General features: G+C 68.1%; 13 protein-coding genes. 6 read left to right on the top strand and 7 right to left on the bottom strand.

Annotated elements, in window-relative coordinates; translation table 11 throughout:
* Positions 1 to 36: 36 nt before the first annotated feature.
* The gene (locus DFR72_RS15890) at positions 37 to 1350 is read left to right on the top strand and encodes a citrate synthase (RefSeq protein WP_090065417.1); all 1314 of its coding nucleotides are present in this window, start codon (positions 37 to 39) and stop codon (positions 1348 to 1350) included.
* Positions 1351 to 1555: 205 nt separating this feature from the next.
* Positions 1556 to 2800, top strand: a complete 1245-nt coding sequence (locus DFR72_RS15885) for a cryptochrome/photolyase family protein (protein WP_090065418.1) — start codon at positions 1556 to 1558, stop codon at positions 2798 to 2800.
* On the opposite strand, the gene DFR72_RS15880 is transcribed toward DFR72_RS15885, so the two are convergent.
* Positions 2790 to 3971: an ABC transporter permease gene (locus DFR72_RS15880; RefSeq protein ID WP_090065419.1), complete on the bottom strand. Its 1182-nt coding sequence runs from the start codon at positions 3969 to 3971 to the stop codon at positions 2790 to 2792. The genes DFR72_RS15885 and DFR72_RS15880 overlap by 11 nt on opposite strands.
* Positions 3968 to 4876, bottom strand: a complete 909-nt coding sequence (locus DFR72_RS15875) for an ABC transporter ATP-binding protein (protein WP_090065420.1) — start codon at positions 4874 to 4876, stop codon at positions 3968 to 3970. Before DFR72_RS15875 ends, DFR72_RS15880 begins: the two co-directional genes overlap by 4 nt.
* 129 nt (positions 4877 to 5005) lie before the next feature.
* Here DFR72_RS15875 and DFR72_RS15870 point away from each other — a divergent pair, with 129 nt between their 5' ends.
* The 3 genes from DFR72_RS15870 to DFR72_RS47510 are packed head-to-tail and all read left to right on the top strand — an operon-like array spanning position 5006 to position 7450.
* Positions 5006 to 5458 (top strand): YbaB/EbfC family nucleoid-associated protein, encoded by a 453-nt coding sequence (locus DFR72_RS15870; protein ID WP_090065808.1) that lies wholly within the window; start codon positions 5006 to 5008, stop codon positions 5456 to 5458.
* Between the two features lie 19 nt (positions 5459 to 5477).
* Positions 5478 to 5786 (top strand): hypothetical protein, encoded by a 309-nt coding sequence (locus DFR72_RS15865; RefSeq protein ID WP_090065421.1) that lies wholly within the window; start codon positions 5478 to 5480, stop codon positions 5784 to 5786.
* Positions 5783 to 7450, top strand: a complete 1668-nt coding sequence (locus tag DFR72_RS47510; protein ID WP_090065422.1) for a WXG100 family type VII secretion target — start codon at positions 5783 to 5785, stop codon at positions 7448 to 7450. The genes DFR72_RS15865 and DFR72_RS47510 overlap by 4 nt, the downstream gene beginning before the upstream one ends.
* A gap of 51 nt (positions 7451 to 7501) precedes the next feature.
* On the opposite strand, the gene DFR72_RS15855 is transcribed toward DFR72_RS47510, so the two are convergent.
* Positions 7502 to 8887 carry a glycerol-3-phosphate dehydrogenase/oxidase gene (locus DFR72_RS15855; protein ID WP_090065423.1) on the bottom strand — a complete coding sequence of 462 codons (1386 nt, stop codon included), beginning with the start codon at positions 8885 to 8887 and terminating at the stop codon, positions 7502 to 7504.
* Complete coding sequence (locus DFR72_RS15850; protein ID WP_090065424.1) at positions 8884 to 9459, bottom strand: TetR/AcrR family transcriptional regulator; 576 nt, start codon at positions 9457 to 9459, stop codon at positions 8884 to 8886. The genes DFR72_RS15855 and DFR72_RS15850 overlap by 4 nt, the downstream gene beginning before the upstream one ends.
* On the opposite strand from DFR72_RS15850, the gene DFR72_RS15845 reads away from it, so the two are divergent.
* Positions 9458 to 11020 (top strand): FAD-binding oxidoreductase, encoded by a 1563-nt coding sequence (locus DFR72_RS15845; protein WP_090065425.1) that lies wholly within the window; start codon positions 9458 to 9460, stop codon positions 11018 to 11020. The genes DFR72_RS15850 and DFR72_RS15845 overlap by 2 nt on opposite strands.
* Before the next feature lie 421 nt (positions 11021 to 11441).
* On the opposite strand, the gene DFR72_RS15840 is transcribed toward DFR72_RS15845, so the two are convergent.
* The 3 genes from DFR72_RS15840 to DFR72_RS15830 form a co-directional block, all read right to left on the bottom strand.
* Positions 11442 to 12455, bottom strand: a complete 1014-nt coding sequence (locus DFR72_RS15840; protein WP_090065426.1) for an NADP-dependent oxidoreductase — start codon at positions 12453 to 12455, stop codon at positions 11442 to 11444.
* A gap of 85 nt (positions 12456 to 12540) precedes the next feature.
* Complete coding sequence (locus DFR72_RS15835) at positions 12541 to 13254, bottom strand: GNAT family N-acetyltransferase (RefSeq protein WP_090065427.1); 714 nt, start codon at positions 13252 to 13254, stop codon at positions 12541 to 12543.
* A complete protein-coding gene (locus DFR72_RS15830) occupies positions 13255 to 13698 on the bottom strand; it encodes a hypothetical protein (RefSeq protein WP_090065428.1) in 444 nt (147 codons plus the stop codon).
* Positions 13699 to 13789: the final 91 nt, after the last annotated feature.

Here is a 13789-nt window from a genome sequence, read left to right as displayed (position 1 = left end):
TGCCGCCACCCCGTCCGAGCGTTGAGAGGGACTTGAATGCCCGACGCGACGACTGCGCCGACCGACCCACAGACCGTCGCGCTGCGCCACGGGGACGCAGAGCTCGAGATGAAGGTGGTGCGGGCGTCCGAAGGCGCGTCCGGCATCGATCTCGGCAAGCTGCTGTCGACCACCGGTCTGGTAACCCTGGACACCGGTTTCGTCAACACGGCCTCCTGCTCCTCCGAGATCACCTACATCGACGGTGACGCGGGAATTCTGCGTTACCGCGGGTACCCGATCGAGCAGTTGGCCGCGCGTTCGAACTTTGCGGAGGTCAGCTACCTCCTGATCTACGGCGAGCTGCCGACCGCCGCCCAGCTCGAGGACTTCACCTCCAAGATCAGCAGGCACACGCTGCTGCACGAGGACCTCAAGCGCTTCTTCGACGGCTTCCCGCGCGACGCGCACCCGATGCCGGTGCTGTCGTCCGCGGTCTCCGCGCTGTCGACCTTCTACCAGGACTCGCTGTCGCCGTTCGACGCGAACCAGGTGGAGATCTCCACGATCCGCCTCCTCGCCAAGCTGCCGACCATCGCGGCCTACGCGTACAAGAAGTCGGTCGGCCAGCCGTTCCTCTACCCGGACAACTCCCTTGGCCTGGTGGAGAACTTCCTGCGGATGACCTTCGGGTTCCCGGCCGAGGCCTACGACCTCGACCCGGACCTGGTCCGCGCGCTCGACCTGCTCTTCATCCTGCACGCCGACCACGAGCAGAACTGCTCCACGTCGACCGTGCGCCTGGTCGGCTCCTCCGAGGCGAACCTTTTCGCCTCGATCTCCGCGGGCATCAACGCCCTGTTCGGCCCGCTGCACGGCGGCGCGAACAGCGCGGTGCTGGAGATGCTGGAGAAGATCAAGAACGACGGCGGCGACGTGCAGTCGTTCGTCAACAAGGTGAAGAACAAGGAGGACGGCGTCCGCCTGATGGGCTTCGGCCACCGGGTCTACAAGAACTACGACCCGCGCGCCGCGATCATCAAGAAGACCGCCGACGAGATCCTCGGCAAGCTCGGCGCCGACGACCAGCTGCTCGACATCGCGAAGCAGCTGGAAGAAGCCGCCCTGAGCGACGACTACTTCATCTCCCGCAAGCTCTACCCGAACGTGGACTTCTACACGGGTCTGATCTACCGGGCGATGGGCTTCCCGACGAAGTTCTTCACCGTGCTGTTCGCGCTCGGCCGGCTCCCCGGCTGGATCGCGCACTGGCGCGAGATGATCAACGACCCGGCCACCAAGATCGGCCGCCCGCGGCAGATCTACACCGGCCCGACGGAGCGCGACTTCATCGCGATGGAGAACCGCTGATCACGGGCTAGTCCTTCTGGCAGGCTGAAGGCGCGTCGCCACTGGCGGCGCGCCTTTTCGCTTGTCCTGGGGGTGGTGCGGGACGGACGTGCGGGCCGCGGGCTGTGCCTCCAGGTGGCTGGCGAACCGCTGGTCGGACATTGCTTCACCCGTGCGAGGCGCCGCCTGTCATGCGGGCGCCCCCGGTGCGCCTTAGCGTCGAACGGTGAGTTCTTCCCCGTCGCTCGTCTGGTTCCGCCGCGATTTGCGGACATCCGATCATCCGGCCATTCTCGCGGCAGCCGAAAGATCGCCTCGCGCACTCGCGTTGTTCGTTCTCGACGACCGGTTGCTGAAACCGTCCGGGAAGCCGCGAATCGATTTCCTGCACCGCTGTCTGCACGCCCTGAACGATGAACTGGGCGGTCGTCTGATGGTCGTGCACGGTGATCCGGTGGAGGTGGTTCCGCGCGTCGCGAAGGAGATCGGTGCGGAGAGCGTCCACATCTCCGCGGACTACGCGCCGTACGGGCGCCGCCGGGACGAGGCCGTCGAGGAAGCGTTGGGGGGTGTCGAACTCGTCCGCTCCGGCTCGCCCTACGCGGTCGCACCCGGCCGGGTGCGCAAGCAGGACGGGACGCCGTTCAAGGTCTTCACGCCGTTCCGCAACGCCTGGCTGGAGCACGGCTGGCGCAAGCCCGCGGACACCGGCGCGTCCACTCTGGACTGGGTGAAACCGGGGCACAGCACCACGATCCCGGCCGTCGAGGAGAAGCTCCCGGACGCGTTCGAACTCTGGGAGGAGTTCCGCGACGAACGGCTGCAGGACTACGACACCACCCGCGACCGGCCCGACATGGACGCGACCAGCAGGATGTCGGCGTTCCTGCGGTGGGGTGTGCTGCACCCCCGGACCCTGCTGCAGGACTGTGACGGAACGTTCCGCAGCGAGCTCGCGTGGCGCGAGTTCTACGCCGACGTGTTGTGGCACAAGCCGGAGACCGCGCGTGAGAACTACGACCGCAAGTTCGACCGCATGGTGCACGACGACGACAAGGAGCTGTTCGAGGCCTGGAAACAGGGACGCACGGGGTTCCCGATCGTCGACGCCGGCATGCGGCAGCTGTTGCAGGAAGGCTTCATGCACAACCGGGTGCGCATGATCGTCGCGAGCTTCCTCGTGAAGGACCTGCACCTGCCGTGGTGGTGGGGCGCGCGGCACTTCATGAAGCACCTGGTCGACGGCGACATCGCCTCGAACCAGCACAACTGGCAGTGGGTCGCGGGCAGCGGCACGGACGCCTCGCCGTTCTTCCGCGTGTTCAACCCGACGACGCAGGCCAAGAAGTTCGACCCGGACGGCGCCTACGTCAGGAGGTACGCGCCGGACTCGCCCGACATCGAACCGATCGTGGACCACGCGGTCGAACGCCAGGTGGCGCTCGACCGCTACCAGGCGATCAAAGCCTGAGCGCCTCGCGGAGCTTGACGCGAGCGCCGGTCCTCAGCACGGCGTTCGCGTAGACCTTGCCGCCCAGCCACGTGATCGCCGCGATGGCCAGCAGCGCCAGCACGACCGCGAGCAGCACCTGCCAGGCCGGGGCGACGCCCATCGCCATCCGGCCCGGCATCAGGATCGGTGCGAACGGCGGCAGCATCGACAGCACCGTGACCGTCGTGCCGGAAGGGTTGCCGATCATCAGGTTGATGCCGGCCACGAACGCCACGATGATCGTCATGCTGATCGGCGTCAGCACCGACTGCAGTTCCTCCTGGCGTGACACCAGCGACGCGGCGGCCGCGAACACGGTGGCGTACAGGAAGAAACCGAGCAGGTACCAGAGCACGCCGGTCAGCAGGGCGGCACCGCCCAGCGTGCCCACGTCGATCACGTCGAAGGCGGACGAGAGTCCCAGGCCGACCGTGGAGATCACCAGCAGCTGCAGCAGGCCGACCGCGCCGAGGCCGATCACCTTGCCCAGCAACAACTGCCACGGCCGCACGGTCGCAAGCAGGATCTCCACCACGCGACTGGACTTCTCCTCGACCACGCCCTGCGCGACCATCGTGCCGTAGACGAGCAGCGAGTAGTACAGCAGCGCGGCCACGATCAGCCCGATCGCGAGGCGCTGACCTCGTTGCGGGTCAACGGGTTCCAGCGCCGTGACGGCCACGCGGGCGTTCGCGAGGCTCTCCGCGACCTCCTGCGGGTTGATGCCCGCCTCCGCGAGCTGCGCGGTCAGCACCTGCTGGCGCAGCACGTCGTTCAGCGCCGTCGCCAGCACCTCGTCGCCGGAGCCCTTGACGATCATCTTCAGCTCCGGCGGCGCACCGGTCACCAGCGCGTCCAGGGAGCCGTCGCGGACCTGCTGCTCGGCGTCGCCCGCGGTCGTGACGTCCCGCGTCTCGACCTCGATGCCGAACGCCTTCGCCTTGTCCCGCAACGGGTCCGCGAGCTGCGTCGCCTGCCCGGACAGCCCCACGACGCTGTGCTGCTGGTCGTCGAACAGGAGAGACTGCAGCACCACGTACCCGGCGAGCACGGCGATGATCACGGCCGTGCCGATCAGGAACGACCTGGTGCGCACCTTCACGACGAACTCGCGCTTCGCCACCAGCGAGACAGCTCGGGCCGACGTCATGCGCTCCTGCCCTCGATGGTCACGACGTTGCGGAACAGCTCGGTCAGCGACGGGCGCTGCCGGGAGAACTCGTGCACGGGACCGGCCGCGAGCGCCGCGTGCAGGACCGCCTGGTCGTCCACGCCGTCGGCGAGTTCGAGGACGCACCGCGTCCCGTTCTTCTCGATCACCCGCACGCCACCCAGCGTGGCAGCCCACTCGGTCGTTGGCGACTCCACCACGAGGCGAGCTTCGCCACTCGACCGGAGTTCATCCACTGTTCCGGTCGCGACCATCGAACCGGCGCTGACGATGCCGACCCGGTCGCACAGCCGTTCCACCAGGTCGAGCTGGTGGCTGGAGAACACCACCGGCACCCCGGCGGACGCCTTCTCGCGCAGCACCTGGCTCATCACGTCCACCGCGACCGGGTCGAGGCCGGAGAACGGCTCGTCGAGCACCAGCACGTCCGGCTCGTGCACCAGTGCGGCGGCCAGCTGGACGCGCTGCTGGTTGCCGAGGCTCAGGCGCTGCACCTCGTCGGTGCGGCGGTCGCGCAGGCCGAGGCGCGCGATCCAGTTCTCCGCGCTCGTGTGGGCCTCGTTGGTGCCCATGCCGTGCAGTTCGGCCAGGTAGACGAGCTGGTCGAGCACCTTCATGCGCGGGTAGAGGCCGCGCTCCTCCGGCATGTAACCGATCCGGCGCCGGGTGTCGAGGTCGACGGTTCTGCCGTTCCACCGCACTTCGCCGGAGTCGGCCGAGAGCACGCCCAGCGCGATGCGCATGGCCGTGGTCTTCCCGGCGCCGTTGCTTCCGACGAATCCGAAGAGCTCGCCCGCGCGCACGTCGAAAGACATGTCCCGCAGGGCGACGACCTCCCCGTAGCGCTTGGAGATCCTGTCGATCTCCAGCACTCCCTCAGGCACGGTGAACCCCTTCGTTAGCCCGGATGGCGGTAATCGGACTGAAAGTATCGGTGAGCAGGGAACGGGTGAAACGATACGGGCGTCTACGGCGAATCGAATGAACGACCAATTCACTCAACGGGGGTGACCATGGAGCCCATTGACCCGGATCAGTGGCTCAAGCAGTACGGGGCCAAGATCGAGCAGGCCAAGCAGCACGCTGAGCAGGCACGCGACCAGCTCGGTGGTGTCGGCGGGAGCGCCAGCTCGCCAGACGGCCTGATCACGGTGACTGTCAACGCCACAGGCGTCCTGACAGACCTCCAGATCAAGCCCGAGGCCCGTGGCATGGACCCCAGTGAGATCGCCTCCGCCGTGCTCGCCGCTTCCACCAAGGCCCAGCGTGACGCCTCCGGCCGCGTCGTGCAGATCATGACGGACTTCGTCGGCGACAGCCCCGCGCTCGAGTTCGTGAAGGCGCAGATGCCGAACGGATACAAGGGCGACGGAACCGACGAGGAAGAACCGAAGTCGGAGTTGGAGCGCAAGGACGTCCGGCCCGACGACGAGTACTTCACCAACCCGCCCGACGTCATGGCCTGAGTGCAGGAGGGGGTTAGGCATGCAGCAGCAGTTCAACATCGACCTCGACGAGCTGAGAACCCACGCCGCCAGCGTGGACCGGCTCATGGAGAGGATGCGCAAGGCCACCGAGACGTGTGATCCGGGTGCCCTCACGACTGAGGCGTTCGGTGTCTTCCTCGGTTTCCTGGCCTCGAACGTCCTCAAGCAGGCAGGCCTGTCGCAGGACGGACTCGGCAAGGCCGCCAACTCGCTGATGGACATGGCGAGCGGTCTCAAGCAGACCGTCGAGCAGTACGAGCAGGTCGACCTCGACAACATGTTCGGCTTCCAGGGAGGCCGGGGATGAACGCCCCAGCGACGCAGTCCAGCGGCCAGGACACCCAGCAGCTGATCAGCAACATCTCGAACACCTACTCCGCGATCGAACGTGGCGACTGGGTCAACGCGGGCCTCGGCATCGCGAACTCGGCCATGGGCATCGTCGGCATGTCGGCGAACCCGCTGAGCGGCTTCCTCTCCGCCGGCTTCAGCTGGGCCATCCAGCACGTCGACTTCCTGCGCGAGCCGTTCGACGTCCTGCTCGGCAGCCCCGAGTCGATCGCCAAGATGTCGCAGTCGTTCCAGAACGCGGGCAAGCAGGTCCACGCGATCGCGACCGAGTACGAGAAGATCTGCACCTCGCAGACCCGTGAGTGGCAGGGCAAGGCGGCGGACGGCTACCGCGCGGCGGCCAAGCGGCACGCAGGCGGTCTGGAGACCCTGGCCAAGTCGGTCGAGGGCATCGCCGGCGCGGTCAAGGGCGCGGGCGAGCTCGTCGGCACCGTGCGCAAGATGATCATGGACCTGATCAGCCAGGCCGTGTCCGACATGGTCATGAAGATCATCCAGTGGCTGGCGGCGTCGTTCCTCACCTTCGGCGCGGCCATCGCGGGCGCGATCTCGGACATCGTCACGACCGCGGTCAACTACGCGAAGAAGCTGGCTGACTTCCTGCAGAAGCTCGTCGGCTCCGTGCAGAAGCTGATGAACCTGATCAAGTCCGTCTCGCAGATCGCCAAGACCGCCGAGACGATCATCGACGCGATCTCCACGATGGCGAACCAGGGCAAGGGCGGTGGCGGCGGCGGACCCGTCCGCAACACCGCCGGTGGCTTCGACGGCATCCGCGGCAGCGACCAGTCACAGGCCTGGAACGGTGCGGGCAGCACGATCACCAGCAGTGCCGGCGGCGGGTCCACCGGTTCGGCCGCTGCCGGCGGTGGGCAGGTCCGGCCCGGCTGGACCCCTGTCGACCAGGGCGGCCATGCCCCGGGCGGGGGTGGCACGGGGAACGTCGGTGGCACGCCTGTGCGTCCCATCTACACGCCTCCCGGCACGCCCACCGGCCCCGGTTACCCGACGCCCGGCAACCCCGGTGGCGGCGGTGGTGGCTACGTGCCCGGCCCCGGCGGCGGTTCGGGTGGTGGCGGCACCGGTGGCCGCTGGGTGCCCGGTCACTGGGAGCCCGGCACGACCACGACGGCCGGTGGCAACACCGGGGTCAAGCCGCCGTCGATCGGCATCCCGCCGACGACGCCGAGCACGGACTGGTACCGCCCGACCGACTCCGCCGCGGCTGCTGCCGCAGCCGGTGCGGGCGGTGGCGGCGGTGGCGGTGGCGCCCCGAAGGGCATGGGCGGCGGCGGAGGTGGCGGCATGCCCGCCGGCCTCGGCGGTGGCCCGGCCGGTGGCGGTGGCGCCGGCGGTACCTCGGCGACGCAGTTCGGTGGCGCGGCCGGCGTCATGGCGGCCGGTAGCGGCGCTGCTCCTGCCGCTCCCGCGGCCGGCGGCGCTGGTGGCGGTGGCAAGGGCGGTGGCGCCGGTATGGGCGCGGGCATGATGGGTGGCGCTCCGATGGCCGGCGGTGCCGGTCAGCAGGGTGGCAGCAACGAGCACAAGCGCAAGGTGCGGATCGAGGGCGAGTCCCTGGTCGAACCCCCGAAGGCCGCGAAGCCGGTCATCGGCGAGTGATCCTGCGGTCCTTGCGCTGAAACGGGGCGTCCTTCGCGGACGCCCCGTTTTTCATGCGTTCGTCAGGAGTTTCTCGATCTCGGGTGCGGCCTTCTCACGGTCTTCGGGCACCAGGCCGATGCGCGTGCGCCGGTCGAGGACGTCGTCGGCGTCCAGCGCGCCCTCGTGCTGGATCGCGTGAACGATGTCGGCCTCGGTGACGCCGGGCGCGATCGGGGTGGTGGGCGCCGGCCTGTCGTCGACCAGGCGGATGTCCTTGGTGCGGCACGGGTTCTGCGTCAGCTTCGTCGCGTCGACGGCGTCCGCCGCCATCCTGCGGTAGGTGGTGAGCTTGCCGCCTACGACCGTGATCACGCCGTTCGGCGCGGTCAGCACGGCGTGGTGGCGGGAGAGGTCCGCGGTCCGGCCCGCGGACTCGATCAACGGGCGCAGGCCCGCGTAGCTGCCGATGACGTCGTCCCTCGTGAGATTTCGTTGCAGGACGTGGGAAGCGGTCGTGAGCAGGAAGTCCACATCGGACTGGGGGACCTGTGGCACGTCCGGGATGTCGTCCACCGGCTCGTCGGTGAGGCCGAGGTACGCGCGGCCGTTCGCCTGGGGCAGCAGCAGCGCGTAGCGGTTGCGCTCGCCGGGGACGGGAATGGTCAGCGCCGTGCCGGTGAGGCCCGCGCTCCTGGCGTCGATCACGAGGTGCGAGCCGCGCGACGGGCGCAGTTGCACCGGGGCGAGCGTGCCGGCCCAGACGCCGGTCGCGTTGACCACCGCCCTGGCCTTCACGGTGAAGGTGGTGCCGGTCAGCGTGTCCACTACCTCGGCGCCGTCGCCTTGCAGCGTCACGACCTTCGCGCGGGTGATGATCCTCGCGCCCTGCCCGGCGGCGGTTCTGGCGAGCGCGACCACGAGCCGCGCGTCGTCGACGAGCTGGCCGTCGTAGCTCAGGAGACCGCCGGTGAGCTTCGCCGGGTCGAGGCCGGGGACCAGCGCCATGGCCTCGTGCCGTTGCACCCGGCGGGGGGCCGGCAGCACGTCCGACGGCGTGCGTGCGGCGATGCGCAGCGCGTTGCCGGCGCGGAACCCCGACATGACGAAGCGGCCGGCGTCGGCGTGCAGGGGGAACAGCATGGGCAACGTGCGCGTGAGGTGCGGTGCCGTCCTGGTCATGAGGATGCCGCGCTCGACGGCGCTCTCGTGCGCGAGCCGCACGTCGCCCTTCGCGAGGTAGCGCAGGCCGCCGTGGACGAGCTTGCTGGACCACCGGGACGTCCCGAACGCCAGGTCGTGCGCCTCCAGCAGGACGGTCCTGAGGCCTCGGGAGGCCGCGTCGAGCGCGACTCCCGCACCCGTGACGCCGCCGCCGATGACGAGCAGGTCGGCGACTTCCCGTTGCGCTGCTTCGAGGTCCTGCAGGCGCCTCGCGGCGTTCAGGGACGTGTTCACGGTTTCAGGGCTCCGTCCAGCTGCTTGGCGAGCTCGTCGAGGAGTGCGGTGAAGTCGAGCCCGGACGTGGCCGGCCTGGTCGAGAGCACCATCGACTGCGTGGTCAGCAGCACCACGCGCGCCTGCGTCTTGGCGTCACCGAACCGGATCGAGCCGTCGAGGTGCCCGGCCTCGACCTGCGCGACGAGGAACTGCTCGACCAGCCGCTGCGTGCTGCCGAGCCGGTCGGTGAGGTAGGGGAGCATCAGGTCCGCGTCGAGCTGCAGGACGCGCTGCATCAACGGGTTGGCGTCGAGCAGCCTGATGGCGTCCACGGCCCGCTGAACGAGCTGCTCGCGCGCGTTGCCGTGCCCGGTCGTCCGCTCGACCTCTTCGAGCAACGCGGCGAACTCCCTGGTCATCAGGGCCCTGACGAGGTGGTCGACGTCCGGGTAGCGGCGGTAGAGCGTCATGCGGCTCACGTTGGCCCGTTTCGCCACGTCGGTGAGGGTGGTCCGGCGGACCCCCACCTCCAGAACACACTCACGGGTGGCGTCGAGCAGGGCGTCGTGGGTGTGACGTTGAGACGTCATGTGTAACACTGTAGCAGTGACCAGGGCTCGATGGACCTCCGAAACCGTGCCGTTGCCGCCGCATGCGCTGGCTTGGCTCAGTCAGCGCGTCGGACTGGGGGAGCCGCTTCCCGAGGTGGCTGTCGTGGTGCCTCCGTCCGAGTTGACCGAGGACGCCTTCACGGCGCTGGAGGCCGTGTGTGCGGTTTCCGTCGAGGATGCGGACCGGCTCGGGCGTGCTGGTGGGCTGTCGTACTTGGATCTGTTGCGGCGTCGTGGGCATGGGGAGCTCGCTGTGCCGGACGCTGTGGTGCAGCCTGGCTCGCCTGAGGAAGTTCTCGAGGTGCTTCGGGTTTGCGTCGAGTACGACATCGCTGTGGTGCCGTTCGGCGGTGGTACTTCCGTGGTGGGTGGCGTTGAGGCTCTGCGCGGATCCAAGTCCGCTGTCGTGGCGTTGGACCTTGCCGGGCTTGGGCGTCTGGTTTCCGTTGATCCCGTGTCGCGAGTGGCTGTGTTGCAGGCCGGGATCACCGGGCCTGAGGCGGAGAAGTTGTTGGGGGAGCACGGGTTCACGCTGGGGCATGTGCCTCAGTCTTTTGAGCGGGCCACTATCGGTGGGTTCGCTGCTACCCGGTCTGCCGGCCAGGCGTCGTCCGGGTACGGGCGGTTTGAGGACATGGTCGAGTCGGTTCGGGTCGCTACGCCGGTGGGGGAGTGGGTTGCTGGGGCTGCGCCCGCGTCTGCTGCTGGTCCGGATTTGAAACAGCTCGTGCTTGGTAGTGAAGGGCTGTTCGGGGTGATCACCGAGGTTTCTGTTCGGGTTCGGCCCAAGCCTTCCGCGGCTCGGTATGAGGGATTCGTGGTCGACGGGTGGGAGGCCGGAGTCTCCCTGGTGCGGTCGCTGGCCCAGGCTGGGGTTTTGGCTGATGTCACTCGGTTGTCCGATGCGGACGAGACTGAGGTCGCACTCGAGATGGCCGGGGCCAAGGCCGATCTGGTGAAGAAGTACCTGCGGGTGCGTGGGGTTCGGCAGCCCTGCCTGGTGATCCTCGGGTGGGAGTGCCGGGCCCGGGCCGCGACTGTTCGGGCGTTGAGCGGGCACAAGGTTGTTCGGCTTGGGCGGGCCATGGGGGACTCTTGGCTGCACGGGCGGTTCAACGGGCCTCGGCAGCGGGATGCCCTGCTGGATGCCGGTGTTTGTGTTGAGACACTGGAGACCGCTACTTGCTGGTCTCGGGTTTCTGAGCTGCGTGATGCTGTTCGGGAGGCGTTGGTTGGGGAGCTTGGGAATCCTGTGGTGATGTGCCATGTCTCGCATGCTTATGAGACTGGGGCTTCGCTTTACTTCACCGTGTTGGTGCCTCGGGATCTTTCTGATCCTGTTGGGCAGTGGGGGAAGGCCAAGGTCGCGGCATCTGATGTGATCTCTCGGCTCGGCACGATCACGCATCATCATGCTGTGGGGCGCGATCACCTTCCCTGGCTGGAGAAGGAGATCGGGGTTGTTGGGGTTGATGTGTTGCGGGCGGTGAAGGAGCGGGTTGATCCGACTGGGATTTTGAATCCTGGGAAGTTGGTTTAGTCGCCCGTTGCGTTGCGTTCCCCGGTTGTGTTGAGCGAGTTGCGGTTGGGTGCGTTTTCCTGGGGGCGCTGCCCCCAGACCCCCGGCAATCTGATCGGGGGTCCACGCCACGGGCGGGTTGATGGCACGCCTGTTGCGTTGGGCGGCTGCCTGTTGCGTTGAGAGTGCGTTGGCGGTGGGGTCCCGTCACGAGCCGCACCAAGAGCGGGCCACATGCGTGAAGGGGTGTCAAGCGGACGAAAAGCGTGTCCGCTTGACACCCCTTCACGCATGCAGCAAGAGCTGTGGCGCGACTCGTGACGGGACCCCACCGCCCGGCCCGTATGGAAAGACGGCTCGCCTCCGGCATCGCGTGCGGGAGGACGGCTCGCCTTCGGCTTCGCGTTCGGGCGGGTGGCTCGCCTTCGGCTTCGCGTGTGGGTTAGAACTTCACGAGCATCTTGCCGGTGTTCTCGCCTCGCAGCATGCCCAGGAATGCTGAAGGGGCCTGGCGGGCGCCGCCCTCGATGACGGTCTCGGAGTACTTGAGTTCGCCGGAGGCGATCCAGGCTGCCACCTCGGACACGAACTGCTCCTGCAGGGCCTTGTGGTCGCCTACCAGCATTCCGCGGAGCGTCAGGCGCTTCGCGAGGATCTGGATCATGTTGCTCGGGCCGGTCGGCTTCTCGGCCGCGTTGTACTGCGAGATGGCGCCGCACATGGTGATGCGGCCGTTCAGGTTCAGGGTTGCGATTGCTGCTTCCAGGTGTTCGCCGCCTACGTTGTCGAAGTAGACGTCGATGCCGTTGGGGGCGGCTGCCGCCAGCTGTTCGGCTACTGGGCCGTCCTTGTAGTTGAAGGCTGCGTCGAAGCCCAGTTCCTCGGTGAGGTACTTGACCTTCTCGGCGGAACCGGCGGAGCCGATCACCCTGCTGGCGCCCTTCAGGCGGGCGATCTGGCCCACGATCTGGCCCACTGCGCCTGCTGCGCCTGAGACGAAGACCGCGTCGCCTGGCTTGAACTCTGCGGTAGTCAGCAGGCCCGCGTAGGCGGTGAGGCCCGGCATGCCCAGGACACCTAGGTACGTGGAGAGCGGGGCCACTGAGCTGTCGACCTTCACCGCGTGCTTGGCGTTGACCACGGCGTATTCGCGCCAGCCCAGGCCGTGCAGGACGTTGTCGCCCTCGGCGAAGCCGTCGACGTTCGTGCCCACCGCCACTACCTCGCCCACCGCGCCGCCGTCCAGTGGGGCGCCCACCTGGAACGGTGGGATGTAGGACTTGACGTCGTTCATCCTGCCGCGCATGTACGGGTCGACGCTCATGACCACGTTGCGCACCAGGATCTGGCCTTCGCCCGGGGTGGGGATCTCGACCTCGGCGATCTCGAAGGTCTCCTCGGTCGGCCAGCCGTTCGGGCGGGACGCGAGACGGACCTCTAGTGCGGTGTTCGTCATGGTCTGGGCATCTCCCTGTCTGAAGTCATGCGGATCAGTTATCCGTTTTAACCGGCTGTCGGTGATGACTGTTCCGGAATGTGACCTAGGCCGCAGGAAGAAGTGTCGTGACGTCGCGGTAGGCGAAGCCGAGCTTGCGGTAGACGGCGATCGCCGGCGCGTTGTAGTTCTCCACGAAGAGTGCGCAGGTGCCGTAGAGGGTGAGCAGGGAGGAGGCCACGAACTGGCAGATCCGGCTGCCCAGGCCCTGGTTCGTGCAGGACGGGCGGACTGCCACGCCCATCATGAAGCCGACGTCCGTGGACGACCAGGCTTCGGCCGCGGTGGCTACCAGCTCGCCGTCCTCGTGGACGCCTGCCCAGCGGCGTACGCCCTTCTCGCCGGGCCAGGCCCAGGAGTTCGGGTTGGCCTCGCGCAGGAGGGGTTCCACCCCTTCAGAGGACCGCAGCCAGGTTGCCTCGGCCGGGAGGTCCAGCGTGCCTGAGCGGTCCATCCAGCCGAAGGGCTTGTCCTCCAGCCACGGGGTCGGCATCAGGGACGCCACCTCCAGGGCCAGTGGGCGTTCCAACAGTGGCCGCAGCTCCACGCCGCGGCCGTGTGCCGCCAGCAGAGACGCCACGCACTCGGCCGGTCCGGACAGGACCAGCCTGCGGCGGCGGGTCAGTGAGGGGGCGTGCACGGCCACCGCGTCGCCGTGTGCCCAGGCTGCACCGCCCGACGACAGTGCCTGGGCTGCCCAGCGGACCATCGGGTCGTCGCTGGCGTCCTGCACGTCGGCGGTGGTGCGTAACCGGCGCACTCAGTCCTTCTGCTTGCGGCGCAACAGGGTTCGCTTCGCGAGCGAGTCCTCCAGCGCCTGGTAGGCGAGGTCCATCGCCCGGTTGTAGTCGCCCTGGGGGCGTGGGGGGACGGACTCGTCGGGCTGCGGGAACGTGACCATCTGCAGCCAGCGCTCGTTCCAGAGCTGCTCCACCGCCGCCTCCCAGTGCAGCGCGGCGCCCATCCGCACGACCCGCTCGCGATCGCGCACCTCGGCGATCTCGTGCTGGGTCGCCGCGATCCGCTCGGCGAGCTCGGCGCACCGCACCACGTCCAGCTTGCGCTGTCGAGCAGCCGCGTCGGTGGCGATGGCGATGATCTCCTTGTAGCGCTCAACGGCTGAGATCGTGGGCACCTCGATCACCTCCTCGCTCTGACGCTGCGACGGGACCGACTCGAACATCGTCGTCATCATCGGGTTCATCGAAACTCCAATTGACGTGTACCCACTATGGCGAGGATGCCAATCCCAGGCTTACCGATTTCGGCGGTGGATGCTGATTCGGTAAGCTGGC

The sequence above is a fragment of the Lentzea flaviverrucosa genome, from assembly GCF_003350445.1.
GTDB lineage: Bacteria > Actinomycetota > Actinomycetes > Mycobacteriales > Pseudonocardiaceae > Lentzea > Lentzea californiensis.
Note: the sequence above shows the minus strand (reverse complement) of the source record. Positions and strands in the feature narration are given on the sequence as shown.